At 68.6% G+C, this 26018-nt stretch carries 16 protein-coding genes and 1 pseudogene; 13 read left to right on the forward strand and 4 right to left on the reverse strand.

The features are described from left to right. The first annotated feature begins 393 nt into the window (after positions 1-393). From BR98_RS23205 to BR98_RS23235, 7 genes are all read left to right on the forward strand, one after another. A complete protein-coding gene (locus tag BR98_RS23205; RefSeq protein WP_035847304.1) occupies positions 394-651 on the forward strand; it encodes a hypothetical protein in 258 nt (85 codons plus the stop codon). Positions 652-884: 233 nt separating this feature from the next. Beyond that, entirely contained in the window at positions 885-2009 is a 1125-nt protein-coding gene (locus tag BR98_RS23210; RefSeq protein ID WP_035853542.1) for a DUF2637 domain-containing protein, read from the forward strand. 298 nt (positions 2010-2307) lie between these two features. Continuing rightward, on the forward strand, positions 2308-2907 hold the full coding sequence (locus BR98_RS36575) for a plasmid mobilization protein (protein WP_157537897.1): 600 nt from the start codon (positions 2308-2310) through the stop codon (positions 2905-2907). After that, positions 2904-4658: a relaxase/mobilization nuclease domain-containing protein gene (locus tag BR98_RS23220; protein ID WP_051970095.1), complete on the forward strand. Its 1755-nt coding sequence runs from the start codon at positions 2904-2906 to the stop codon at positions 4656-4658. The genes BR98_RS36575 and BR98_RS23220 overlap by 4 nt, the downstream gene beginning before the upstream one ends. Positions 4659-4818: 160 nt before the next feature. Beyond that, entirely contained in the window at positions 4819-7467 is a 2649-nt protein-coding gene (locus BR98_RS23225) for an ATP-binding protein (RefSeq protein WP_051970096.1), read from the forward strand. A 135-nt stretch (positions 7468-7602) separates the two neighbouring features. Continuing rightward, the gene (locus BR98_RS23230) at positions 7603-7953 is read left to right on the forward strand and encodes a hypothetical protein (protein WP_232247492.1); all 351 of its coding nucleotides are present in this window, start codon (positions 7603-7605) and stop codon (positions 7951-7953) included. Positions 7954-8172: 219 nt separating this feature from the next. Next, the gene (locus tag BR98_RS23235) at positions 8173-11379 is read left to right on the forward strand and encodes an HsdM family class I SAM-dependent methyltransferase (protein WP_035847305.1); all 3207 of its coding nucleotides are present in this window, start codon (positions 8173-8175) and stop codon (positions 11377-11379) included. 36 nt (positions 11380-11415) lie between these two features. Here BR98_RS23235 and BR98_RS23240 read toward each other — a convergent pair whose 3' ends face one another. Together BR98_RS23240 and BR98_RS41520 are read right to left on the reverse strand one after the other, a co-directional pair. Next, the gene (locus BR98_RS23240) at positions 11416-12495 is read right to left on the reverse strand and encodes an IS4 family transposase (RefSeq protein ID WP_232247493.1); all 1080 of its coding nucleotides are present in this window, start codon (positions 12493-12495) and stop codon (positions 11416-11418) included. Between the two features lie 52 nt (positions 12496-12547). Next, positions 12548-12670 (reverse strand): annotated as a pseudogene (locus tag BR98_RS41520) (transposase domain-containing protein); the annotation flags it as partial. An 859-nt stretch (positions 12671-13529) separates the two neighbouring features. Between BR98_RS41520 and BR98_RS23245 the strand changes: the two are divergent. Genes BR98_RS23245 through BR98_RS38285 form a run of 4 tightly spaced genes read left to right on the forward strand, consistent with a single transcriptional unit; the run spans position 13530 to position 21382 of the window. Beyond that, positions 13530-14090 (forward strand): hypothetical protein, encoded by a 561-nt coding sequence (locus BR98_RS23245; RefSeq protein WP_051970098.1) that lies wholly within the window; start codon positions 13530-13532, stop codon positions 14088-14090. Positions 14091-14139: 49 nt separating this feature from the next. Further along, positions 14140-15444, forward strand: coding sequence for a restriction endonuclease-related protein (locus tag BR98_RS23250; protein ID WP_035847306.1), 1305 nt, complete (start codon positions 14140-14142; stop codon positions 15442-15444). Then, a complete protein-coding gene (locus BR98_RS23255) occupies positions 15435-18701 on the forward strand; it encodes a DEAD/DEAH box helicase family protein (RefSeq protein WP_035847307.1) in 3267 nt (1088 codons plus the stop codon). The genes BR98_RS23250 and BR98_RS23255 overlap by 10 nt, the downstream gene beginning before the upstream one ends. Positions 18702-18724: 23 nt before the next feature. After that, on the forward strand, positions 18725-21382 hold the full coding sequence (locus tag BR98_RS38285; RefSeq protein WP_051970099.1) for an RNaseH domain-containing protein: 2658 nt from the start codon (positions 18725-18727) through the stop codon (positions 21380-21382). A gap of 130 nt (positions 21383-21512) precedes the next feature. Here BR98_RS38285 and BR98_RS23265 read toward each other — a convergent pair whose 3' ends face one another. Further along, positions 21513-22721: an MFS transporter gene (locus BR98_RS23265; protein WP_083976866.1), complete on the reverse strand. Its 1209-nt coding sequence runs from the start codon at positions 22719-22721 to the stop codon at positions 21513-21515. 23 nt (positions 22722-22744) lie between these two features. Then, entirely contained in the window at positions 22745-22963 is a 219-nt protein-coding gene (locus BR98_RS23270) for a DUF397 domain-containing protein (RefSeq protein WP_035847309.1), read from the reverse strand. A gap of 209 nt (positions 22964-23172) precedes the next feature. Between BR98_RS23270 and BR98_RS23275 the strand changes: the two genes are divergently transcribed. Next, entirely contained in the window at positions 23173-23592 is a 420-nt protein-coding gene (locus BR98_RS23275) for a hypothetical protein (protein ID WP_035847310.1), read from the forward strand. Further along, positions 23589-25943 carry a tetratricopeptide repeat protein gene (locus BR98_RS23280; RefSeq protein WP_051970100.1) on the forward strand — a complete coding sequence of 785 codons (2355 nt, stop codon included), beginning with the start codon at positions 23589-23591 and terminating at the stop codon, positions 25941-25943. Before BR98_RS23275 ends, BR98_RS23280 begins: the two co-directional genes overlap by 4 nt. Positions 25944-26018 lie beyond the last annotated feature (75 nt).

Genomic DNA, 26018 nt, shown 5'->3' on the forward strand with positions numbered 1-26018 from the left:
CGGGAGATATGGGCGATGGTTGTGTATTCGTATCCCCGCAGCTGACCCACGTCCCTCTCCCATGCCCCCACACCCTCCACCGCGCGCGATGACGCGCCCTTATCACCGGATTCCGGCCGCACCAAACCGGCCCTTTCGTGGTCACCTACGTACGGCGCAGGCACCTTGCCTTCGCCGGATGCACCCGCCTGCCCTGAAGCGAGGAGTTCTGACATGTCGTAACCGTTGAGGAGCGGCCGACCGCCTGCCAGCGTCGGCGCGCCCCACTGTCCCGCGGGCCTGGTGTTGGAGCACCAGGGATGCGGCTTCGACCACCTGACGACCGCCCACTACACCCGCGACCCGGCGCACATGGGGCCTGCCAGCACCGCACCCGGTCGCGAGGAGACTCGCTTGCCCCTGCCCGCACACACCCCGGAGGCGGACCCGCCCGCCGCCGGTGGCCGAGTGATCGCCCTGTGCCAGCCCGCTGGCGCCGACGCGAAGCCCGATGACGGCACGCAGCGTTCCGTCCGCCAGGACGAGGAACGCGCGCGAGCGCTGGAGCGGGTCTGCGCCGGCTTCCGCACGACGATCAGCCCGCGCAGCGCCGCCCGGCTGGCCGACCTCATGGGCGCCACCACGGCTCGCGCCGTCGGCCGCGCGGCCTGACCGCACCCGCCTACGGGAGCGGCCCTCGGTGTTGGAGCACCGAAGGCCGCGACAACTCCCTGACGACCGCCCACAAAAACGATCTACCAAGGCGCCGCCGGCCTGCCAGCCTGCGGCACCGAGCGAGGAGTGTTGTGTCCCAGCGTACGTTTCCATCCCAGCGTGCCGCAGCCCCCTATCCCGGACATCCTGTTGGGCATGACGAGGGCGGGTTGGACGGGTTGCCCGAGCACTTGAGCACCGCGTCCATATCCCCGGCCCGTCCGTCGCGCGCCCAGGTCACCGTCTGGGACCGCCTCGCGGTCGCGCTGCTCGGCGCGATCGGCTTCGCCCTGTCCTACGACGCGCTCCAGCAGATGGCCGTCGCCATCCACGTGCGTGGCTGGCTGACCTACATGTTCCCGCTGACCATCGACGGGTTCATCGCCTACGGCGTGCGCGCGCTGCTTGTCCTGCGCGAAGCCCCGTGGCCGGCGCGCGCCTACGCCTGGCTCCTCTTCGCTGGCGCCACCGGCGCCAGCGTGTGGGCCAACGCGCTGCACGCGGTGCGCCTCAACCACCTCGCCGAGGTGGGTGGCGGACTGCGGCTCGGCGACAGCGTCGTCGGCCTGCTGTCTACGCTCGCCCCGCTCGCGCTCGGCGGCTCGGTCCACCTGTACATCCTCATCGCCCGCCACAGCCTCGCCACCGTGCCTCCTACGAGCGGCGGGCTGCAGCGGGCTGCCGAGGGCCCGGACAGCCTCGACCGTCCGGAGAGCCTGGTCGAGCCGTTCGCCGACATGGATCGCCAAACGCACGCCGCCGCGTCGGCGGAGGACGCCGGTCCCGCCACAGCGGAAGCGGGTGCGGCCCCCGCGGACCTTTTCGTGCACTGGTCCCCGGACGGAGCGGGCAACGGTCCGGCCGACGGCGCTGCGGCTGAGCACACCCGCGCTGGGGACCAAGCCGAGCCCCAGTGGTCAGCGGACCAGCCAGCGGCTGGCGCCTTTGACGTGCCGCCGGTCCCCGCTGTGTCCGAGGAGGTTGTCGGCAGTCCCGAGGCCGATCCGGGCAGTGTGGACCATGCCCGTGCCGGTGACAGCGTGGACGGTGTCGCGGGTGAAGTCGCAGGTCAGGGGATTTCCGGTCAATCGGGTCAGTCTGAGGGTGCCAGGTCGGCGGGCCGTCCGCCGGGCGCTCCGACCGAAGAGCTTGTCGCGATCGGCCGCGAAGGCTGGACCGTTGCGGGCCGTCTGACCCGGCACGTGGTCAGGGACGCGATCCGTGCACGGAATCTGACTGTGTCCGAGGACCGGGTCACCGAGGTGGCCAACATCCTGCGCGCCGAGCGTGACGCCGCAGGCGGTCTTCGCGCCTGATCCGTGCAGTGCGGGTGCCCCACCAGTCTTAGTCCCGGTGAGGCACCCGCCCTGGTCCCGGGTCTTCGCCCGGGACCAGGGAAGCCGACCGCGCTGAACGGTCCAAACCCCATGTTCTCTTTCGGAACAGTCCCACGCCGATGCATCCCGGCACTCTCATCCTCCGCACCAGACGCACCAGGAGCCCGCCCTGCGCGCCACCCGCCGTACCTCGACCGACCAGCCTGTGAAGGCTGTAAGCTCCATGGACCGCAAGGGAGTTGACCACCCGTCTGTCTCAGGCGGAGCAAGCGAGTGCGTGCGGGGCCCCTACGGGGCCACGCACGCGGGGGTCCACGCCCAGGGGGGCGTGGACGTGCCGTTGCTGCCGAGGGCGGCAGCACCGGAGCTTCACCGCGAGGGCGCGGCGAAGCAGGAGGAGACACCCGCCGTCGAGCCGTTCACGCCCGCCCGAGCTGCTGACCGCGCTGAGCGTCCGAGCACGCGCCGTCCCAAGCGCCGCCGACGTGACAACGAGAACCCCAAGACGAAGAAGCTCGGTTTTCGCTGCACCGCGGAGCGGGCAGCGGAGATCAAGCGGCTCGCGCAGGCGGCGGGCCTGAACGTGGCCGACTACCTGGAGCGCCAGGCCCTGACCGTCGACGGCGCCGGCCTGGTGACCCGCGACGAGCAACTGGACCAGTCCGTGCAGGCGCTCGATGCCGCGCGGTTCCAGGTCGGCCGGGTCGGCGTCAACGTCAACCAGATCGCCTTCCAGCTCAACGCCCTGATCGGCATCGACCACGGCCCCGCGCAGGTCACCCTGAAGAAGGCCAGGGAGCTGATGGTCGAGACCCGCCGGGCCGCCGCCCAGGTCGACTCGTCCGCGATGCGCGTGGCGAAGGCCGGCCGCCGGTGATCACCACTGCCCGCTCCGGCAAATACACGCTCGGGGCGCTGCAGTACCTGTACGGTCCGGGGCGAGTGAACGAGCACACCGACCCGCACCTCGTGGGCTCCTGGGACGGCTTCGCACCCGACCCTGGCCGCGACCCCGAGGCCACCCTCGCCCAGCTGCGGGACGTCCTGGACCTGCACGTCGTCCGCTACGGCCAGCCGGTCAAGAAGCACGTCTACCACCGCATGGTCCGCGCCGACCCTTCCGACCGGAACCTGAGCGACGAGGAGTGGGCGGACATCGCCCGCCGAATCGTGGCCGTCGCCGGAATCGCCCCCGACGGCGATCCGGACGGCTGCCGGTGGATCGCCGTGCACCACGGGGACAACCACATCCACATCCTCGCCACCACCATCCGCGCGGACCTGACCCAGGCCCGCCTGCGCGGCGACCAGTACCGGGCCGAGGACGAACTCACCGAGATCGAGAGGCAGTACCGACTCAAGGACCTGTCCGACACTCGCACCCCGGAGTATCGGGCCGCGATCCCCAAGCGCGCCAAGAGTCCAGAACTGCGCAAGGCTGAGCGGCTGGGGCAGGAGGAGACCGGGCGGGCCCGGCTGCGGACAGGTGTCCGCCGGGCGCTGGCCGGCGCCGCCACCGAGGAGGAGTTCCTCGCACGCCTCACCGTGCAGGGCATCCGCTTCGAGATCCGCCGCCTACCCTCCGGCGACGCCAAGGGCTACACGTTCGCCCTACCCACCGGCGGTCCGAGCGGTCCGGTGTGGTTCTCCGGCAGCAAGCTCGCCGCCGACCTCACCCTGCCCAAGATCCACGAGCGCTTCGCCATCGGCGTCAACCAGCCCGCACCCAGCCGCGCGGGTGATCAGGGGCGGTCGGTCACAGTCCGGTACCGGGCCAGCACCACCACCGACCGTGCCGTACGCACCATCGACGACGAACCCCAGGCCGGTCAGATCGCCGCGGTGGTCAGCGGCGCCATCGAGATGCTCGACACCCTCGCGCTCACCAGCCCCGTCCTGTCTCGAAAGGAGATCAACCAGGCCGCTCGGGCCTTGGAGTACACCGCCGTCGCCCGCACCCGCGCCGCCCGCACCGAGGTACGTGCGATGCGCTCCGCCGCCCGGGAACTCCTCTACGGCGGCCTGGCCGGCGGCAGCGGCGACGAGGGCACGGCCGCGGCCACGGTCCTGTCCAGTCTGGTGCTGCTGGCGATCGTCATCGCCAAGTGGCACGCCGCCCAAGGCAACCAGCGCCAGGCCGAGGCCGCACACGCGGCGGCAGCGCACCTGCGTACCGCCTACGGCAGGCACGCCGGGCGCCCGATCGCCCTGCTCGACACCCGAGGCCGCCAGCTCTCGGAGCCGATCCGCGACCGGCAGGAGACAGCGATCCGCCAGGCGCTGCCTGCCGACCAGGCCGCCCGGGTACTCGCCGAGGACGGCTGGGCGGCACTTGCCGCCACCCTGGCCGAAGCCGAACAAGCAGGCCACGACCCGCAGGCCCTTATCGCCCAGGCCGCCGGTCAGCGCGAGTTGGCCAGCGCCGACTCGCCCGCCGCCGTGCTGACCTGGCGCATCCGACGCAATGGCGGCCTCCCGGCCCCCGCGCCGAAGGCCACGACGGAGGAACGTCGCACCGGCGCGGCCCTGTTCCGCTCCACCACCAACCGCACCACCAGCTCACCGGCCGCCGCGGTCACCCCGCCGCCGGCGCCGCCCGCACCCGATCAGGTGCGCCGCACGCGGTGACCAACCCCGGTGGGCGGGTGCCGACACCATGCTGCACCCGCCCCCAAAGTCCACCCTGCTGGCAGCCACGAGGCCAAGCAGGCTCTTCCGCCCTCTCCACCCCCGCCGCCCACGCGGCGGGGGCAACCCACCATCCTCATCAGCATTTGGAGACAGCTTCTTGAGTTCGATCCCGGTCGTGCAGCGCACCGTGTTCTCGACGTCCCGCACCGCGGAGTTCCTGGATTGGCGGGCCCTGCAGTCCCAGACCGGACAGTCCCGTGAGCGGTTCGGCGACGTCGTCATCAAGGAACTGCTCGACAATGCCCTCGACGCGGCGGAGACCGAGAGCAACCGCCCCGAGATCGGCCTCGCCGTGACGTGGGCCGACGGTGTGGCGCGGGTTTGTGTGACGGACAACGGGCCCGGCATGGCGGGCGGGGTGGTCGAGCGGATCCTGGACTTCACCCGCAACGTCTCCGACAAGGAGAGCCTGCGCTCGCCGACCCGCGGAATGCAGGGCAACGCGTTCAAGACCCTGCTCGGCATCCCCTACGCGCTCGGCATCGCGGAGCCGGTGGTGGTCGAGGCGCTGGGGGTGCGCCACGAAATCGCCGTGTCCGCCGACCCCTCGGGCGACGTCGCCCCCCACCACACGAAGGCCCCCTCCAACCGCACCACCGGCACCTCGGTCACCGTGCCAGTGCCGGCCGAGCAGGTCACGGCCGAGAAGGCGGCTGCCTGGCTGCAAAAGTTCGCCCTCATCAACCCGCACGCGCGCTTCGTTGACCACGCTCAGACCGGCGGCGCAGACAGGGCCGGAATTTACGAGCCCACCGCGCCCAAGAAGTGGCGCAAGCCCCTGCCCACCGACCCGACCAGCGCACACCACTACGACGAGGCCGCAATGACGAAGCTGGTCTTCGCCCACATCCGCGAGCACCGCGCGGGTGGTACGGACCTGACGGTTCGGGCGTTCGCCAACACCTTCGCGGGCCTGACCGGCTCGGCCAAGGCCAAGAAGATCGCCGAGCAGGTTCCCCAGATCACGCACCTGTCCGGCTTCGAGGAGCACCCAGACCAGATCCCGGTGCTCCTGGCGGCGATGAAGGAGCACAGCAAGCCGCCCACGCCCTCCTACCTCGGCCAGGTCCCCCGCGACCACTACACCCACGTCCTCGACCACGCGTTCGGCGTCGAGGAGGCATGGTTCTCCCGCAAGCAGCTGACCGACAAGGCGGGGATCCCGTGGAGCATCGAGGTGGCGGTTGCCCGCACGGAGCGCCCCGGCGCCGTGTGCTTCGCCGTGAACTACTCGGCGACCTTCGGCGACCCCCTCGCCCAGACCCTGCTGCTCGGCGACAACGTCACCAGCACCGGGGTGCGCTCGTTCCTCGCCCAGACCGACGCCGCCCCCACCCTCGGCAACCAGTCGGGTCGAGCCGCCATCGTCCATCTGGTCTGCCCGGTACCGCAGTTCACCGACAAGGGCAAGACCGCACTCGTCGTCCCGGGCGAGGTCGCCGCGGCCTGTGCGAAGGCCCTCACCTCCGCGACGAAGGTGCTGGCCCGGGACCAGCGCTCCAAGCAGGTCTCCGACCGGCGTGAGCAGCGGGCTGCGATGCGCGAGTACAAGGCCAGCACCGCCAACCTGACCGCGCCGAAGCTGTCCAAGAAGGACGCTGTGTTCACCGTCATGCGTGAGGCCATCAGCCAGGCTCGAGGCACCGAGGGTCTGTCTTTCTCCGCCCACACCCTGTTCTACAAGATCCGGCCGCTCGCGCTGAAGCTCCTCCCCATCGGGTCCAAGCTCAATGCCCCCTACATCGAGCAGACGCTGATCCCCGACTGGGAACGCCAGAACGGACCCATCCAGGGCCTCTACCGCGAGCCGCGTGGAACCCTGCACCACCCCCACGACCCCACCGGGCTGATGGACGTGCGGCTGGGTACCCGCGAGGTCCAGCAGTACATCCCGCCGAAGTGGAGCTACAACAAGATCCTCGTCATCGAGAAGACGGGCCTGTGGCCGCCGGTACGCGAGGCGGGCCTCGCCGAGAAGTACGACATGGCCGTCATCACCAACGAGGGCTACGGCACCGAGGCGTGCCGCGAATTGCTCGCCAAGATGCCCCCCGGCAACGTGCAGATCTTCGTTCTACACGACGCCGACCCCTACGGCTACAACATCGCCCGCACCCTCGGGGAGGAGACCACCCGCATGCCCGACCACCGCGTGAAGGTCATCGACCTCGGCCTGACCGTCGACGACGCCCAGGCCAAGGGACTCGAGGCCGAGCCCGACACCCGCGACGCCGCCCTGCCCGCTCGCATCCTGCCCCACCTGTCCGACGCCGACCGTCAGTGGTTCACGGGCAAGCCCTGTGCCTGGCGCCCGAACGGCGAGCCCGCCAAGTGGCGCTACCAGCGCGTCGAACTCAACGCCTTCTCCTCCCCGGAGCTCATCGCCTACATCGAGGAAGGTCTCGCCCGCTACCAAGCCCTCGGCAAGGTCGTACCGCCCGACAACCAGCTGTGGTCCACCGCCCAACAGCGCCTGCAGCACCGTGTCGTCGCGGCCGTCGGCGAGGCGATCGACGCCATGTTCCCCATGGACCGGCTCGTCCAAGCAGTATTCGCCGGCCTCGACACCGACCAGATCACCGCCATCGGCTCAGCCCACCTCGCCCAGCTCCACGCCGACCGCCCCGCCCTCTCCTGGGAAGACGCCGTCACCACCCTGGTCGACAACCGGATGCCCGACGACCACCACCTCACCGCACTCGCCCGCCAAGCCGTAACCGCACAACAGGCCGCGCACAGCCGGTAGCTGGCACACCCCATGGCGGCCGCCCCCACGTCCGAGGCGGCCGCCACAGGCACGGGTGTCGTTTCGATGTCCCTTCCGCCGCCCCGGATCCATTCAACGACCTTGCGTCATATGGTCCTTGCTACCCAGCAGCCGATGCGAAAGGACCGCATGACCGACTACGACCACGACTTCCACAACCCCGCCCCCGAACCCACCCCCACCGTCATCCTCGCCGTCCCCCACCCCGCCGCGCTCAACCCCCGCGGCATCACCATCACCTGCCCCAACTGCCGAGCCCACCGCGACTGGCTCCTCCTGAACGTCGGGCCCCAGGTCTTCGTCCGCTGCCGCTGCGCCCACGAGTGGTGCGAGCACGACCTGGAGGCCGTTGACGTCACCGCCGCCCGAGGCGACATCGAGGGCGAGCGGGAATGGGAGTCGTTCGACGAGATGTATCGCGGACTCAGCTTCGACGGTCTCTTCCGGTACACCTACCTCAACTAGGGTCGCCTCTACCACCAGCGCTCCCAGCACTGGAACCGGTGTGACTGAGCGCTTCAGTTGGCGAGTGAGCATGACACTTGGCGGGCTGAGCATTCAGTCTCGATCACGGCGGCCAGGCGGTTGGCGACTCGGTCAGCTAGGAGGGAGTTGTGGGGGCGAGATCGGGTGAGATCAGGCGTACCCTGGGCGACGAAAACCGCTTGGGGTGGGGAGAGTTGAGTGGCAGCAGACGAGAACGGCGTGCTGGCGGAGCTGTTCTGGAGCGTCACCCGTTTGCTGAGGGGCAGCTTTAAGACCCACAGCTACGGCAACGTCGTACTGGTCCTCACCGCGCTGCGTCGCCTGGACTGCGTCCGCCAGCAGGAGTCGGGCGCTCAACTGACAGAGGACTGGTTCGGCGTTCCGGCTCAGGTCGCGAGCAAAGGAGCAACGGCCCAGCCTGAGCAACTGGTCGCCGACAGGATCCGCCAGCTGCTGGTGACGGACTTCCCCGCCGGCAGCATGGAAATACTGGATTCTCTCGACTTCTCGAGGACCCTCCAGACCCTCGTGGACTCGCGACTGCTCTCGAAAGTCGTGGCCTGCTTCGTCGCCGTTGACCTGAGCCCGGTCACCGTCTCGAACGAACAGATGGGGCGTGCCTTCGAAGAACTCCTGCAGCAGTGTGCCGACGCATCGTCCGAACCCTACGGGGAGCACAGAACCCCTCGGGACATCGCCGAGCTGACCGCCAGGCTTCTTCTCAGCCCCGACCTGGCACCCCTTGGTGGCACGGCGGCACCGAGCCGGGTCTACGACCCTTGCTGCGGAACTGGCGGAATGTTCTACGCCGTCGAGACCGTCTTCCGGAACGTCGGCGCCACTGGCGCCCTGACCGTTTCGGGACAGGAGATCAACCAGCAGTCGGCGGCGCTGGCCCGCCTCGCGCAGATGATGAGAGGCGGGGATCCGGACGCCATCGTCCTCGGCGATGTCCTCATCGACGACAGACACCGCGGCCAGAGGTTCGAGTACCAGCTGGCAGCCCCTCCGTTCGGCATGTACTGGAGTGGACAGCAGGACGCAGTCATCCGGGAGGCCAAGGATCTGGGGTGGGACGGAAGGTTCGGAGCTGGTCTGCCCACCCGCGTCGATTCCTCCCTGCTCTTTGTGCAGCACCTGGTGGCCCACATGCGGCCCACGGACCAGGGCGGTGGCCGAGCGGCGATCGTGATCAGCCCGGCGCCCCTTCAGCGGGGCAGCGCTGGCTCAGGCGATTCGGAGATCCGCCGGTGGCTGCTGGAGCAGGACCTGCTTGAGGCCGTGGTCGCCCTGTCGGACCGCCTGTGGCCGAACACTGCAATGCCCAGCTACATCTGGCTGCTGTCGAACCGCAAACCCCAGCACCTCCGGGGCAAGGTCATCGCGCTTGACGGGAGCGGGAGTTCCGCGACGGTGCGCCGTCCGGTGGGTGCCAAACGGCAGTACATGACGGCTCGGCACATCTCCGAGCTCGTCGAGCGGTACTTGGAGGCGCGCGATGGCATGCTCGATGAAGGACGCCTGGCCGAGAGCGAGGACGGCGCGTTGCTGCTCGACATCAGCGATCTCGGCTACCGTCAGGTCGCGGTCGAGCGGCCACTGCGGCAGTCGTTCATGGTGGGCGCGGATGCCCTCGCCGCCCTTGAGGAAGCCAAGCCACTGGAGCGATTCAGCGACGCGAAGGCCCTGATGGGCGCGTTGCGCTCGTTCGTTGACAAGAGCTTTCCGACCTGGGCCGAGTTTCAGGGCGCCTTGTCAACGGCGCTGCGGGACGCAGGGGTGCAGGGCGAGCTCACGGGCCCGATGTGGCGGCGCGTTCGTAGGGCCGTTGCCGTCGAAGATCCTGAGGGCGAAGTCCAGAGAGGTGCGGACGGCAAGGCGCTGCCCGATCCCGCGCTTCGTCTTCAGGAGCGGTTGCCGCTGCACCAGGACATCGACCAGTTCATTCGGCGCGAGGTCAAGCCCGAGTTCCCGGACGCATGGCCCGCCCACAACACCGCAAAGGTCGGCTATTCGATCCCGCTGGCTCCCTTCCTGGCTCAGCGGCCCGGTACGGGCTTCGGGCCGCTGTCCAAGGTGGCGCAGTTGATACCTAACCGAACCCTGCCCAGCCGAGAGAGAACCGGTAAACCCCTGTTGAACGGCCGCGACCTCCAGACGGCCGACACTGCGGCAGAGCTCCCGGACGCGGCTGAGACACGACCGCACCTGGCCTCCTGCACCAGCGGCGACGTCGTCGGGCTGGGCGCCAACTGGCGGCTCCTCCCACCGGAGTTCGGAGACGCGTTGACGCCGCTGACGGTCCTGCGCCCGATCAGCAACAGCGGACGCGCCCTGTGCGAGTGGCTGCGGACCCGCCCCAGCGACCAGAGAAGCGCGCTGGTGCCGCGGTTCTCCATGAACTCGCTGGTCCCAGTCGATCTCATCAAGGACCCCGAGTTCAACGCCCTCGTGGACACCCTCGAAGCTGGCAGGGCCACTCTGGCCAGCACTACCGCCGGAATTCTCCCCAACGTGTTCCGCGACGCGCAGGCTGACGTCGGCGAACTGCGCCACGCAACCCGCGCAGCTGCCTCCCAGGCCCGTCTCATTGGAGAACTCGTCAGGCCGCTCGAAGATCCTGTGTGGCGGGCTGAATGGAGCTACCCGTACCACGTGGCGGCGCTCGCCAGGCAGTACAGGGTCGCAGCGACTCCTAGTGACCGCTACCAGACGCTACTCAAGCTCGCCGAGGGCATCGCCCGCTGCGTCGGAGTGTTGGCGCTCGCCATCGAGATTCGCCGCAAGCAGGCTTTCACCAGAACCCTGAAGGACAAGTTCAACCGGGGTGACGGTGCGACCTGGGGCACCTGGCACAACCTGATCACGCCACTGGTCCAGGCCGGCCCCATCCCTGAACTCCCGGAGTTGGAGGGTGTACTCGACCCGGGCGGGGTGATTGAGTCGCTGACAGCTCTGCTGGACGGCAGGAACAAGAACGGCCACGCGTATCGAGCCCCCGCAGCACACAAGGTGGAGCGCGAGATCAGCGTCCTTGAGCCCTTGGTCGTCACAGCCCTGGAGTCGGTCGGCTGGTTGGCCGCACACCACTGGGACCTGGTCGACACCTGTAAGTACGCCACGAACAGGTTTACCCTGACCGGGCGTCGGCTGCGCGGCAGCCATCCGGACTGGGAGTCCTTCGAATACCCGCCTCGCGATTCGCCCGTGGAGCCAGGGCGGATCTACGTGCAAGGTTCCTCTCCCGACGACCCCTTGGAGCTTTGGCCCATCGCCAGGGCCGAAGTGTGCGTCGAGTGCGATGCGCCGGAGCTGTTCCTGATCAACAAGATCAACAGGAATCGCACCATCATGACGCTGCGCTGCAGCAAGGACCACGAGATCGAGCCCGCGATCGGCAGCTAGTACCAACGCCGTTCAGTTAGGACGGCCAGGGCCGCGTCAAGGGTCGGTTGTGAGCATGTTGACGCTGATCGTGGCTTTGTAGGTGGCTCGGTCGATGGCGGGTCCGCGTGCGTTGTACTTGGAGATCGCTCGTTTGACGATCCGGTCTTTGGTGCGGACCCGCCGTGCGGGCAGGAGATGGGCCAGCACATGGCGGCCGATGACTCCGACCAGGTCGATCACGGTCTCGGTCATGATGCCCGCGGCCAGGACGAGCTGGTCGCGGGCGGCAGACAGGGCGACGGTGAAGCCGGCCCGGTCCGGGTCGGTGCCCGGGACACTGTCGGTGGCGTCCGTCATGGCGGTCCGCAGCACCTGGTAGGCGACGAGCAGTGCCCAGATCTCCTGCTCGACCCCGGCCGGGGTGCGGGCGCGCAGGACACGTCCGCCCAGGATCGTGGATTTCAGCTCCGCGTAGGCTGTCTCGACCTCCCAGCGTTCGTGATAGAGCCGTATGAGCTCGGCGGCCGGGTGCGCTGACGGGTCGGTGAGGGTGGTCAGCAGCCGGTAGTGGCCGGTGCGAGCCCCTTTGGACGTGACGAGGCTGATCTCGGCGTCGATGACGCGTACGGTCAGCGCGCCGAGCCGGGCCAGGAACGAGCCGTCACCGCAGCGGGCCACCGGCGGCAGCCTGCGACCGGACTTGCACCGCACCAGCAGGTGTGCTCCGGTGGCGGCAAGGCGGTTCAGCAGATCAGCGGCGGCGAAATTCCGGTCGCCGAGCAGCAGCATCCCGGCACGCAGATCGCCTGCCAGCCGGCCCGCGTACTCCAGCTCGCCGGTGGTGGCCGGGCCGAACGCCGCCCCGATCACCGCCCTCGTTCCGCAGGCCACCAGTGCCGCCAGCCGGACCTGCGGATAACCCCCTGCCCCGTTGTTGCACCGCTGCTTGGCGAACACCGCGAGGTTCGCCGGCGTGTCCGGCACGGGCAACAGCGTGCCGTCGACCGCCACCACCAACAGCCCGCGCCAGCGGGCCTGGGTCGCGGTCGTCGCCACCGGCCCACGTACCAGATCGAACAGTGCCTTCAACGGCGCCGCCCCCAGGCGCTGGCGAGCCTGGCAATGCGCCGGCACTTGGCCTGATGGGCGCCGGGCCCGCCAGGCCCGCGCACAACCGGTCGAAGACCTGCCGGTAGCCCAGCCCGGCGAACAACGCCCCGGCCAGCAGCAGGTACACGGTCACTCGCGCCGGCAGCAGCCGGACCCGCTGCTGGACCGCCTTCGTCCCCGCCAGTACCTCATCGACCATCTCGAACGGCACGATCCGAGTTAGCTCACCCAGATGGCCAGGCGCGAACGGCCCTGCCGCAACAACGACTTCACAAGGGATGACAGAATCAGCACGCAACGGAGCTCCTGCAGAACAGTGATCTTGGCAGACACGGTTCTAACAGGAGCTCCGTTCATACATCAGGCGACTTGACACACCAGTCTCACGCCTAACTACACGGCGTTGCAGCTAGTACTCCGGCAGAACTTCGACGAACAGTCACGGATCCGTGGTGTGGGCGGTGCCTCTGGCCGATCCGCGATTTGTGAAGCCCCAGATCCGCACCTAACTGTCCGGATCGCGCTCCACCCGCCAGCTGAAGCACTCAGTCACAACCGGTCGGCTGGCGGCGCGTCAGGGGCCCAAGTGGCTGACGCTGGCCAGCATCGGCTGCGCCAGCTGCAACTTGGTGCTCTGCTGGGACTGTCACCGGGCTGCCGTAGCCTGGCCGGCGTCCTGGTGACGCTATGACGGAGGGGTGGGCCGTGATGGGCCAGCACGCCACAAGCCAGGCGATTCCCGGCCCGGCGTCAAGCGCGCGGAAGCTTCACCAAGGCTGGCCTCGGCGCGGGGGAACCACTTCCCGGCTGGGCTCTGAGAGCGTAGGAGCGCCACATTCCAGCGACGCCAGTACCTGGCGTGGCCGCCGGGTGATGGCTCTGCTCCCTTGACGCGCAGAAGGGCCGACGCGATGTGGGAAGGTCTGAACGGCCGTCAGCGAGCCTATCTGCTCGCCTGCTTCCACGAGGATCGGGAAGCTGAACTCCGCGCAAGGGCAGCCCGCACAGCCTTTCGGGACCCAGGGCCGGCGTCCGCGTGGCGAAAGCTGCCCTTCTCGATGAAGACCGAACTCCCGTTCGCCGACCACACCACCATCCAGGAGCGACTTCGCGAGGAAGGCCACCTCGACGCTGGAGCCGGAGCCACCCTGCACGCGCTTGCCCGCAGGGGACTTCTCCAGATCACTGAAGATCGGGTCAACCTCCCCCAGGTCGGTCTCGTTCACCGCGTCCTGGTGGAACTGACCCGTGCGGGCCGGGCCTGTGCCCGCGCCGGACTCGGCATTGCCCCCACGCCGCGCAGGCCCGCGCACCTGCTGTCGGAGTGGCTGTGGCGCAACCTGGCCAGGGTCGCCGAAGCGAGACCTGACGGTCTGCCAGAGGCTGCCATGGGAGGTACGTCGAGATTCCACCTCGGCGTCGGCTACCGACCCAACGGCAGACCAAGCCGGGGATACATCGACTCCTTCGCTGTCCGCGTGGAGAAGGGGCGTGGGACGTTCGTCCTTGAGTACCGGTGGCGGATCACCGAGGCAGGCAGGCAGCACATCAACGCGCACCGGACCGACTACCAAAGCCGTTACCCGGCTGTCCAGTTCAGCATCCCGGATCCTCTGTGATTGGTCGATCTGAGCGCGACTGTCGTACCCCAGGTTTATGGTGCTATGCGTGAAGTTCACCTCCACATCGGAGCCGATCAGTCACGACATGATCCGGCAGATGATGATGCGCGCGGCAACAGTGGCGGCCAAGGCCCTCACGGACACCGAGCAGGCGCCGGAAGGCCGTCTGAGCACTTTGATGGAAAGCCACGGCGAAGTCCTTGCCGCGCGCGGCCCTGGCCAGCCCCTCCCGTTCGAGTCCTTCCTGGCGATGCTCACCGGCTACCTCGCCCGGCTCCTCCCCGACGGGGTATCACCGGAGGAGATGACGGGTGTCCATCTGATCAACGACGACGGCCTGTTCGAAGAAGATCTGTTCGACCTTGACCAGGAACAGCGGGAGGTCGCGCGGGCAGTCCAGAAGGCCACCCGGGACGGCCGGTCCACCTCCCTGGCGGAAATCGAGCAGGAGATGGACCAGGTCACCGTCAACTCGGGGCTGAGGAAGCGCGGCACTCAAGATGCCTATGCCAAGGGCCGGTCTGACCTCTCCCGGCTCCCAGCCGGGACCGAGACCGAGGTGCGGAGGCTGAACATGCCCAGCGTCGTCGGCCAGTTCTACCGTCCCATCAACTACGCTGCTCTCTACGAGCAGTGGTGGTTTGCCTGCCCCGTGTGCCGCTGGCCGATGAAGATCACCCGGCACCGTTCGCGCAAGTCGGTCACCGGCAGGGTGCGGTGCTTCTACCGGCCGCACGCGGAACTGATGGGCGCCTCCTACACCTTCAAGATCCCTGATGCAGGTAAGCCGCCGGCACTGATCCCCGGCTCCCCGCCTCCGGCCCCCACTGGGGCGGCGTCGGTTCTCGCCCATGACCTGCGGGGATCCGTGCCCCAACCGCTGCCAGCCGCAGGGCATCTGGCGCTGGCACGCGGACCGTGGCGCTACACCACCGTCCCCGGCCTCCTCGAGATCGCCCTGTACGACGCGCTGATCTCACGCGGCTTCGCCGTCGCCCCAGAGCCTCACATGAGCCGCGCAGCCCTGGGAGCCGGGGCCGACTGCCCCGGCACCGTCACCGTGTGGCCCTACCTGGATGCCTACGACCTGCACGTTGACGTGTGGCAGCTCGGTGACGAGAGAGAGTCCTTTCTGCTCGACATCAAGGACTTCACCTCGGAGAAGCTGCTGGCGAAGAAGATCCAAGCCGACGGCGGCGATGACGCAGCCGAGTGGATCATCGTCCCCGACTACCGGGAAACATCCCTGCCCCTGCTGCGCGGGGTGTGCGAGGAGTTCGGCCTGAAGGTGACCACCGCAGGTGAGATCGGCCAGAAGATCTGCAGGACGGCGGGTATCCGATGGGCCTGACAAGCAAGCTCCGCAAGGACGACGCGGCAGTCTACTGCGCGCTGGCGCTCGCCGCTCACTATTTCCCCGGCCCGTCCGACGATCATGGGCAGCCCGCGGGGACGTTCCGGCACGCCGCGTTCCTCCTGTCCGGCCAGTACGACAAGTGGTCGGCCTGGGCGAACCTCCCGCACGAGGAGAAGCAGCGCCTCGCCGACGTTCTCGTCAACGCTCCCGGAGAACTCGCCAGCGCACCGGCCTTCGCTCAGGCTGCCCGCAGGAGACTGGCCACGCCCCCTGCTGGCCAGGCACCCCAGTTCGTCCCCGTCGGCGAACCTCACACAGCGGAAGCCGCCTCGCCGCTGGTCGGAGACGACCTCCTGGCCTACGTGGACCGCACCCTCAAACGAGTCCGCAAGGATCACCCTCGCCCCAAGCCGGCACCACCCGCCGCAGCCGGGGTGTGGATGACCCGCAAGCTCTACGCCGGCGGTATCGGGGAGATCCAGGGCCGCGCCACCATCCCCACCTTCGCAGGCGGCACCGAGGCCGACCCGTGCCAGAGCCCGCCCCAGGTGCACACCGCTGCCTACCTACCGAACGTCGAGGCGCCAACCAGTGACCTCCTCGACCTCGCCCGGCAGCTGGATCAGCGGCTCAAGCCCGAAGGCCGGCACCTGTACCAAGTCCTCAAGACGCTCTTCAGTCAGCTCAACACCACGGACACGATCTCCCCGAAGGAGGCGCTCCGCCTCTGTGCCGGCGCCACCGAGGTCTTCAACGCCCCTACGGGCACCGGTAAGAGCGTCCTCGTCCGTGTCATGGCCTCGTGGTTCGCAGTCAACGGCCTGACGCTCGCGATCGTCCTGCCCACGGTCGAGGCGACACTCTCGGCAGCATGGGACATCAGTCAGGACCTCGAATACCTCGGCCACCCCGAGACATGTACTCCCCTGATGTCCCCCTACGGCCTGCACGAGCGGGCCATGAAAATCGCCTCCCGTATCGAAGGATCGATCGCCGAACAGTCGGCCAAGATCCGCTGGAAGATCAGCCAGCTCTCCTACGGCTGCGCGCTGAACCGCTTCACCGAGGCCACACACCCCTACCCCGCGGGATCCGAATCCTGCATGACCCTCTACCCGCTCCCTCCAGCCAAGGGAACCCGGCGCTGCCCCTTCGTGCCGGTCTGCGGGAAGTACCAGCAACACCACAACGCGTGCACCGCTTCAGTGGTGGTGACCAACCACCACAACTTCATGATGGGCCGGATGCCTATCGGCATCACCCTCGACGACCGCCCCACCAGCGGCCTGAGCGTGGCCGAGTTCCTGCTGCGCCGCTGCCACGCCACCCTCATCGACGAGATCGACCAGTTCCAGTCCACGGCCATCGGGAAGTGCTCCAGCGAGCTGGTCCTGGACTCGCGACTCGACAAGAAGATCCCGCTCCAGCAGCTCCACGACGAGCTGCGCAAGCAGCCACCGGCCACGGTCAAGGAACTCGTCCCGCCGGTCACCTACGCCCGTTACCTGACAGAGTTCCTACTGGCCGCCGTCTGCGAAGGCCAGCTCCACCTGCGGCACTACGAGGGCGATGGCGGTCCCGTCGGCGACCGGGCGGGTATGAACAGCACCGGATGGCACATCTCCGGAGGCCGGGACCGCCGACTGATCCACCTGCTGCTCCCAGAGGCAGGCATCACCAGCGAGCACGAGATCCCGCAAGAGCTCTTCGACAAGCTCAACGCGCTCAGGCCACCGAAGCCCGGCCAGGACCCGCTCGACGACCCGTTCAGCACCGTGGAACTGGAAGACCACTACCTTGACGTGCGCAACGCCCTCGGTGACCTTCTCGGCCACCGCGGCGCCGATCTGCTCACCCACACCCAGCACCGTCTGGGTGACCTCCTCAAGGCCATCGTCAAAGACGAACACGACCGCGCAGAAGCAGTCGAACTGCTCATCGTCCGCACCTGGCTCTCCGAGCTGGACGACACCCTCAACGACCTGATGGGCAAGACCGCCCAGCTCCGTGCGAGCGGCCTGGCCTCGGCCCGCGCCCTCGCCGAACGCCTTGAGCGCGGCATCGGAGCCAACATCCTCCCGTTCGGCATGCTCGGCCGCGCCCTGTTCGGCTACCGGGTCACCGGCCTGGACGACCCAGCCAAGACCGGCGAACTCACCTCCCAGAGCATCACCGGAGACCCGCACACCTACACCGCCCAGCTCGGCAGCATCGTCTCGCTCGCCCTCGCCGGCATCGAGCGGCCCGTCATGGGCCTGTCCGCGACCGCATACTTTCCGCAGGCCGTCCGCGAGCACATCCACAGCACCGTGAAGTGGTGGATGACCGACGCCGCACCGGACAGCATCCGCGCGAAGAAACACACCATCACCGACTCCCTCAACAACCCCATCCAGATCTCCGGGCTCCCCCAGCACCTCAAGGCAGCGGCCCTCAAGCAGCTCGGCGAGAGCCTGTACGACACCCGCATCCACCCCGAGCTCGAACGCCTCGAGAAGGAGGACAAGGACCGCGCGCACGCCGCCGTGGTGGTCAACTCCTACCTGCACTGTCGCTACATCGCGTTGGGGATCTACAACTCCGGCAACTACACAGGCGGCCTGTGCGTCGCCGTCCCGCCGGACAAGGAACGCCGCAGCGACCTGCCGCCGCTGCCCGCAGGCATCATCGAGCTGACGCCCGAGGAATTCGAGACCTTCCCGGCCAAGGGGAAGATCCTTGTCGTCCCCATGGCGCGCATCGCCCGCGGCCTGAACATCGTCATCGGCACCAAGTCGGCGATCACCCCCGTCTACCTGTGCACCCGGCCCCTGGCGCTGCTGAGCGATCCCCCGGAGATGTACGCCTCGGTCAACGCCGCCGGCCTCAACAGCCTCCCCAAGGAGCCCAGCGATGACCCAGTCGCGGCTCTCGCAGCAGCACGCACCGAGGCGTGGAGGCGCCTGAGCCTGATCATGCGCTCCGCGCCCGGTTTCGGGTCGACCCACAAGGTTCTGCAAGAGGAGATCGTCGCAGGCATGGTCGTCGACATGATCCAGCTCGCCGGACGAGCGCGCCGCGGCGGAACGGACATGACCCTGCACCTCGTGGACTACGCCTTCCACCGCGACTCGTGGCAAGCCGACCTCGCCAGCATCCTCCAGCGGATGTACATCAACTGGGACGAGGACGAACGCCGCCGCATGGACGACATCTACCGCGAAGCCCTCTCCGCCTTCCTCGCCTACGCCGGAATCGGCCCGGCCGCATGACCCTCGAAGGAGAACCCGCCCGCATGACCGCCCGCCCGCCCAAGCAGACCCAGCGCCTTGACCTCCTCGCCGGCCGGGTCACGCCCGCCCTCCTCGCGGACGCCTCCGTCCACATCCGCGACTGCGGCCCAACAGGCGTCAACATGTGGAAGATCTTCGAGAACGCCTACCGCCGGCGCGCCGGGCGGGACCAGGTCCAGGCCCCCCACTCCATCGCCACGACGGCTCTGCGTGCCCTCACTGGCGGGTACGTCTGGCTGGATGCCAAGCGGGCCGTCCTAGCCAGCCTGGACCCGATCGACGACGATACGGTGCGCGACGTCTTCACCCTGCTGCATGGCCTGGCCATGGGCGAGGACATCGACGACATCGACCTCAACCAACCGGTCAGCCTCGCGGAAAAGTTCGCCTCCACCCCCCAGGAACAGCGCGCTCTGTCCGACTACCTGCTCCGCTCGCCCAGCGGCCAGCCCGACGCCCCCACATGGGTCTACCAGACCGTCACCTGGGATCTCGCCCGCCGAATCGCAGCCGAGCCCTGGAGCATCGACGGCCTGTCCGTTCGGCTTCGCCCCGACACTTCGGGTGGCCTCGTCGCATGGGACGACCCGTGGCCGGACGAGCCCGGAACCCGCTTCTCTCTGCCGCGGATCCGACTGCGGATGAAGACCGAGCCCAACGTGAGCGATCCACTGATCCTCATCTCCGCCTCGGCGACCCGTATCAGCCGCTCCATGGACTTCACCCGCACGGTCCTCGTTGAACAGGACCATCCGAACCGGCCACTGGTCGAGGTCGAACTCGACGGCCGGGGACGTCTTCGCGACGTCAACCGCCTCGCCCTCCAGGCCCTCTCCCGGCTCGGTATGGGCCGCTCGGTCCTCCACGAGATCGACAAGCAGATCCAGGCTGATCGGCTGACCCGCCAGCAAGCCCAGGAGAACGGCGAGGAGCCGCCCGAACCCCAGCAACTGGGCACCGTCAGGCCCATCATGGCCAAGAACTTCTACTTCCCTGTCGGCTCCGGCGTGGGCATGGACTACTACCGCGGGCTGTACGACCACATCCAGAACACCCTCGGCAACAACTGGCGGCCTCTCCACGGCTTCTTCGAGGGCGGCAACTTCAAGCAGGCCAAGAAGGACGAAGTCCTCATGGAGCCGCTGGACATCACCCGCTCCCTGGACGCCATGGGCCTCGAGCACCTGCGCATCGTGTGCCTGTGGGCGACTGACGAGATTCGACAGCGGATGATCAACGCCCTCGCCCGCGCCTACGGACTGGACCCCGCCGCCCTCAACCCCGCCGAAGGCAAGAGCGCCACGCTGCACGGCACCCGCGTCAGTGCCGTCTTCCACCACGTCCCCGAATTCCTCCAGCACGGGCCCGCCGCCGGCCGGTCCGCACACACGGCCGATCTGCTCGCCCTGAAGGCAGCAGCCGGCGAGATCGTCGGTGTATGGGCGGAAACCGAGTACGGCGACGGAAAGAAGAACTCGCCGCCACGGCCGAAGGACAGCGAAGACGCCAAGCACCAGACCCACCGGATCCTCGCCAAGAAGGACCTGGTGGTCCAGTACATCGACAGCGCCGTCCAGACCGGCATCGACAAGTCCACCGACATGGACCACCAGAGCCTGTCCTGCCTCATGGACCTCTACCGCAACCTCGGGTTCGTCGACCGCCGTGTCTCCAGCGTCCTGACCAAGCCCATCGGTGAGCACTCCGCCGATGGCGTCGCCCACTGCGGCATCCATGTCCGCAGGCAGTCCCGCCGACCGGGCGAACGCGACGCCAGGATCGTCGTCTCCGCCAGCGTCCTTAAGCCCCCCACCGTCCCGAACGGCGCTTGGACGCTCCACGGATGGTCCTACACCGACCGCGTCTGGAAGCCTTACCACTTGGCCGAAGCCGCCTTCCATGCTGCCGACTACCCGGCCGGGAAGATGACGGAGTTCACGGACAACATCGCTGGCTACTCCAGCACCGCCAAGGTCATCGACCAGGCGCTGGAAGACCTCGCCGATTACCTCGGCGGCGTCCCGTACACGGTCACGGTGGATGGCTTCGCCTGTCGCCGCCTGTGGAAGGGCCTGCACAACAAGGCCCAGGGCCAGCCGCCCGAGGCCAACACGACCTGGCTCCCGGGTTCCACCATCGCTCCCCGGTACCGGCCCATCGCCGTGATCCGGCTGAACACCACTGATGAGGAAGTCCCCCGTCCGGTGCAGGTGACGATCACCGACGAGGAGGACGCGGAGATCAAGACCAAGGAACGCACCACCCAGGTCTTCCGGATCGACCCCGACCTCGGAGAGAGCAGCACCTGGCTACTCGTCAACACCACCCACCAGTTCGATGGGAACGGTGCCGGCAGGCAGGGCTCGAAGAAGACCCGCTGGTCCGCTCTGCCGTGGAACAAGGGCAAGAACGAGATCAAGGCCAACTACTACGCCATGACCGCCACCGAGATCTTCCCGATCGCCGTGAACACGGACCACCGGCGGGAGCTGACGATGGTGACCGCCAGGCTCTGCCACCAGGCGCTCGCGTGGAAGCACCGCACTCGCTACCCGATCGCCCTCCACGCGGCGCTCCAGATGGACCAGGACCACCCGCAATACCGACGCACCACCACACCCGAGGACATCGAGGACGAGACGCCCGACGAGGACGCATAGTCCGCCGTGCTTCGCACCGTGCGGCGCGGCCCTGGGGCAATCCGGGGCCGCACGTGGCATCACGCGGACGGGCAACGTCTGGGGCCGAAGTTGCCGTGTCCAACGGCAGTGACCAAGCCAGGAAGGAGCGCTACTGGTCCCGGCGCCAGGGCCAGGTGACCGACGCGGCGATGACCAGGAGGATCGCGGAGATCCAAAAAGGAGCATGGAGGCCGGCCGCTCCCGCGGTTGCACCGCCGGTGAGGGCTCCCAGAGCGGCTGAGCCGATGCCGAACAGGCGGAACGCCGAGACCACTCGGCCGAGCAGGTGGTCCGGCGTCATCGATGACCGAGCTGAACCGGCAGCGACACTGATGAGAGCCGAAGCGGCTCCCAAGAACATCAGGAGAACGCCCGTGACGTAGACGTTCGGCAGCAGGGTCACGCCGAGCCACACGAGACCCTGAGCGAGGCTGGCGATGGCCATGACCTGCCGGTAAGAGAGGTTGCGCGTGAGCGGGGCCGCGCGCCAGCCGGCCAGCATCCCGCCAACGGCGGCTGTGGCGAGGAGGAGGCCGTACCCGGCGGCTGCCACGTGCAGGACTCTGGTCGCGTAGAGCACGAAGGTGGCGAAGGCGACGTTGTAGGCGAAGTTGTACGTGGCCATGCTGGCAGCGAGGACGCGCAGCTCGCGGGTCTCGCGAAGATGCCGTAGCCCGGCGCGGATCGCGGCGGTCATCGTCTGATGCTGCTCGCTTGCCGCGGACATCTGGGGCAGTCGGCTGACGCACAAGGCGGAGGCGACGAAGGAGACCGCGTCCGCTGCGAACGGCAGGAACTTGTTCAGCACGAACGTCGCCGTCCCCAGCGGCGGGCCCACCAGTGACCGGCCGACCGTGTCGATCGCCCAGTAGCGGCCGTTGGTCCGCGCGAGCGCCTCCTTGTCGCGGCCGACCAGCGTGGGGATGACGGCCTGGGCGGACGAGTCGAAGAAGCACTGCGCGATGCCCACGAGGAGGATCGCCGCAAGCAGGAGCGGCAGACTCGCGTGACCCGTGGCCACCGCGAGGGCCAGGACGGCCAGGACCGAGGCCCGGGAGAGATCAGCGCTGACCATGACCAGTCGCCGGGGCCAGCGGTCTGCCAGGGCTCCGGCTGGCAGACCTGCCACGAGCCAGGGCGCGTAGAAGGCGGCGGTGACGGTGGAGACCTCGAAAGCGTTGCGGGTCAGAGAGGCGGCCAGCAACGGTGCTGCGGCCAGGAAGGCGCCGTCGCCGGTCACGGAGATTCCGGTCGACGCGAGCAGCGGCCCTACTCCGCCCGTTGTGCGTGTGCGGCGCAGTTCCTCTACTCGCGTCATGGACGGCCCTCCTGGATCTGCGGTTAGTTTGCGAGCTGGTCCAGCGTGAACTCACCGTTGTGCGCGCCGTCGAGGAAGGTCAGCCACTCGTGTTCGGTGAAGGCGAGCACCGGGCCTGCTCCGTTGTTCTTCGTGTCGCGGACGCCGATCCATCCATCCTGAAAGGCCACTTCAACGCAGCCACCCTCGCCGCTTCCGTTGGCCTTGCGCCAGCGTGCGGCGCTGAAGTCCGGACTAGCCATACGTGCCTCCTGAATCGGTTGCATCGCAGTTCGCTTCCCTTGGAGAGGAGCGGGTGCCACCCAATCCAATGATCAGACCATGGCGCAACCCCTCCCGGGGGCGCATTTGAATATGCGTCAGATCCGGCCAAGGTCGTCGGGTCTTCTGGTGGACCGGTGGCGCCACGTCGTAGCCTTGCCACGGACCGTGAGCAGACGTGGGGGGACAGATGGATCCGCAGGTGGTCGACCTCGCGCGGACAGCAGGAACCACTGTGGTCACCCTGATGGCCTCGGACACCTGGAACCGGGCCCGCGACGGCCTCGTAGCGCTGTGGCGACGGGCTCACCCCGAACGTGCGGACCAGCTCGCGGACCAGCTCGACGCCACACGGGACGAACTCATCGCCGCCCGAGCGGCAGGCGACGAGCAGAGCGAGGAGGAGCTGAACTCCGAGTGGCAGAGTCGGCTGCGGCGACTGCTGATGGCTGAGCCGGGCTTGGCGGAGGAACTGAGCCGCTTCCTGGAGGAGTTCGCCCCCTCGACAGGCGGCCAGCCCGTGGTGGGCGAGGTACACATGCACGCGAAGGCGTCCGGTCGCGGCCGGGTCTATCAGGCCGGCCGCGACCAGCACATCACCGAGGGATGAACCAGGGCACCGAGGGGGAGCGCGGCGCCGGCGGGCCCCGCATCGAGGGGGAGGCATCCGGCCATGGACGGGTGTACCAGGCGGCCGGTGACCAGCTCATCACCGAGCACCACCATCACTACGCATCCCCCGAGCAGCTGACCCGGGTGCCGGTGGGCCCCGCCGGCGTCAGTGCACCAGCGCGGTGGCCCGGCCCCGACACCGTGCGTGTACCGCTGGCCGAGCGCCCGCCCCGCGTCCTGCGCGACCGGCGTGACCTGATGAGTGAGTTGCGTCGGCCTCGCACGGGCGGTGACGGCGCTATCCACCTCCTGCACGGAATGGGCGGCAGCGGTAAGACGGCAGTGGCCTACACGCTCTTCCAGGAGTCGGTCGGCAATGGCCGGATCGGTCTGTGGGTCAACGCCTCCGACCGGATGACACTTCGCGCGGGGATGCTGGCCGTCGCGGCGGATCGCGGCGCCGAGACGGGTGAGCTCGTCGCCGCCCACAGCGGGCAGCGAGCCGCCGCCGACCTGGTCTGGCACTATCTCGACCACTCCGCGCAACCGTGGCTACTGGTCATCGACAACGCTGATGATCCCGCGATCCTGGACGAGGGTGGCTGGCTGCGCGCGAGCCCGATGGGCACGGTCCTGGTGACCTCACGGCATGCCACCTCGCCCCTGTGGCGCTCGGCTGTGCGCCACAAGATCGACGTCCTGCCACTTGAGGACGCGGCCCAGGTGCTGTGTGACTTCGCACCGGACGCCGGCAGCCACAGCGAGGCCGAACAGGTTGCGCGCACCCTCGGCTGCCTGCCGCTGGCCCTCACCCTGGCCGGCTCCTACCTGGCCCACCAACTTCTGGAGTCATGGACGATGAGCGAGTACGACGAGCGGCTGCGCGAAGAAACAACCGACCTCATCGACCAAGGCGCCGCACCGGGGGCTGCCGCTCGCGGACACCGTCAGCTGGTGAGCCGCACCTGGCAGATCACACTGGACACCCTCGCCGAGCACGGACTCCCACAGAGCACCACCCTGCTACGACTGCTCTCCTGCTGGGGCCCGGAACCGCTGCCCCTGACCGTCCTGGCCCGCACCCCCGTGGACGCCGCCGGTCTCAACCACGCAGACCCCGCCCTCGACAGCCCCCAGCTCGAGGCGGCTCTGCGGGCTCTCCTGGACCACTCGCTGTCGAGTCTCATCGAGGTACCCGGGGGCGACGGCGCCCAGCCCACTCGCTGTATCCAGTCCCACGGCGTCCTGCTCGACAGCGTGGCCAGCGCTACACCGCCCCAGCAGAGGCAGGTGCTGATGGAGGCAGCGATCTACCTGCTCGCCTCGGCCCTGCCGGAGGAGACCTCACCGGGAGCGGGCAAGGAGCTGCTGCGCCTGCTTGCCCCGCATGCCACTGCGCTGCTACGCCGGGCGACGCGCGAGACCGCATCCGCGGTGACGCGGCTGGCAGTGCGGGTGGCCGCCCAGATCTACGTGGCGGGCGACTACGAGGCTGCCCTGGCACTCGCCAAGGCAGCTGCCGAAAGCGCACAGCACCTTCAAGGGCCGGACCACCCAGACACGCTGGCCGCCCGTCACCAGGCCGGGGATGCGCTGTGGCGCGTGGGTCGGATCCAGGAGGCCGTCGACCTGCTACGCACGGTCCTGACCGATCGTGAGCGCGTCCTCGGACCCGACCACCCGGACACCTTGTTGACGAGCGCCGCGATGGCGCTTCCCCTGCTCCTTCTCAGTCGGTACGCCGAGGGCCTGGCCTGCCTGCAGCGTGCGATCGTGGGTCAGCAGCATGCTCTCGGCGAGGGGCACCCGGAGACTCTCCGCAGCCGCGCCCTGACCCTGGAAATCCTGGCCCAGGCCGGTGAGCTGGAGGAATTCCTGCGCGTCGGTCCCCAGACGGTGGCCGACTGCGAGCGCTTCCTTGGCCCCGATAACCCGGTCACCGTGACCGCCTACAGCAACTACGCGTTCGGGATGCTGCACGCCGGCAGCCCCCAGGACGCGGTGGCAGCAGCCCAGCGAGCGCTGGAAGGACGCATCCGCGTCCTGGGTCGAGAGCACCCGTTGGTCTACTCGGCGAAGCTCGTGCTCAGCTGGGCGCTGATGCTCAGCGGCAGCCACGAGGAGGCCGTCCGGTTGATGCGCGAGGCCGTCGAAGGACGCGAGAGGCTGCTGGGTGAAGGGCACCCCCTCACAGTCAAGGCCCGGGTTCTGCTGGCTGAGCGGCTCGCAGCAGCCGGCCAACTGGACGAGGCGCGACTTCTGCTGAGCCAGAACCTTGCCGACTGCGTGCGCCTCTACGGCCCGGACGATTCGGACGTGGAGCGAGTCCGACCGCTTCTCGGACCCTGAGCACCTTCCGGTCCAACAGCATGCGCAGGGGATCCACCTCCGCGCCGAAGGTGTTGGGCCACCGAGGCCGCGGCG

Origin of the sequence: Kitasatospora azatica KCTC 9699 (genome assembly GCF_000744785.1) — a bacterium.
GTDB lineage: Bacteria > Actinomycetota > Actinomycetes > Streptomycetales > Streptomycetaceae > Kitasatospora > Kitasatospora azatica.

Excerpts from the sequence above, each read along its gene's own strand:
- BR98_RS23230 (WP_232247492.1), top strand. The coding sequence starts at position 7,603 with ATGCGAAAGGACCGCATGACCGACTACGACCACGACTTCCACAACCCC.
- BR98_RS23245 (WP_051970098.1), top strand. The coding sequence starts at position 13,530 with ATGAAGACCGAACTCCCGTTCGCCGACCACACCACCATCCAGGAGCGA.
- BR98_RS23255 (WP_035847307.1), top strand. The coding sequence starts at position 15,435 with ATGGGCCTGACAAGCAAGCTCCGCAAGGACGACGCGGCAGTCTACTGC.
- BR98_RS38285 (WP_051970099.1), top strand. The coding sequence starts at position 18,725 with ATGACCGCCCGCCCGCCCAAGCAGACCCAGCGCCTTGACCTCCTCGCC.
- BR98_RS23265 (WP_083976866.1), bottom strand. The coding sequence starts at position 22,721 with ATGACGCGAGTAGAGGAACTGCGCCGCACACGCACAACGGGCGGAGTA.
- BR98_RS23270 (WP_035847309.1), bottom strand. The coding sequence starts at position 22,963 with ATGGCTAGTCCGGACTTCAGCGCCGCACGCTGGCGCAAGGCCAACGGA.
- BR98_RS23275 (WP_035847310.1), top strand. The coding sequence starts at position 23,173 with ATGGATCCGCAGGTGGTCGACCTCGCGCGGACAGCAGGAACCACTGTG.
- BR98_RS23280 (WP_051970100.1), top strand. The coding sequence starts at position 23,589 with ATGAACCAGGGCACCGAGGGGGAGCGCGGCGCCGGCGGGCCCCGCATC.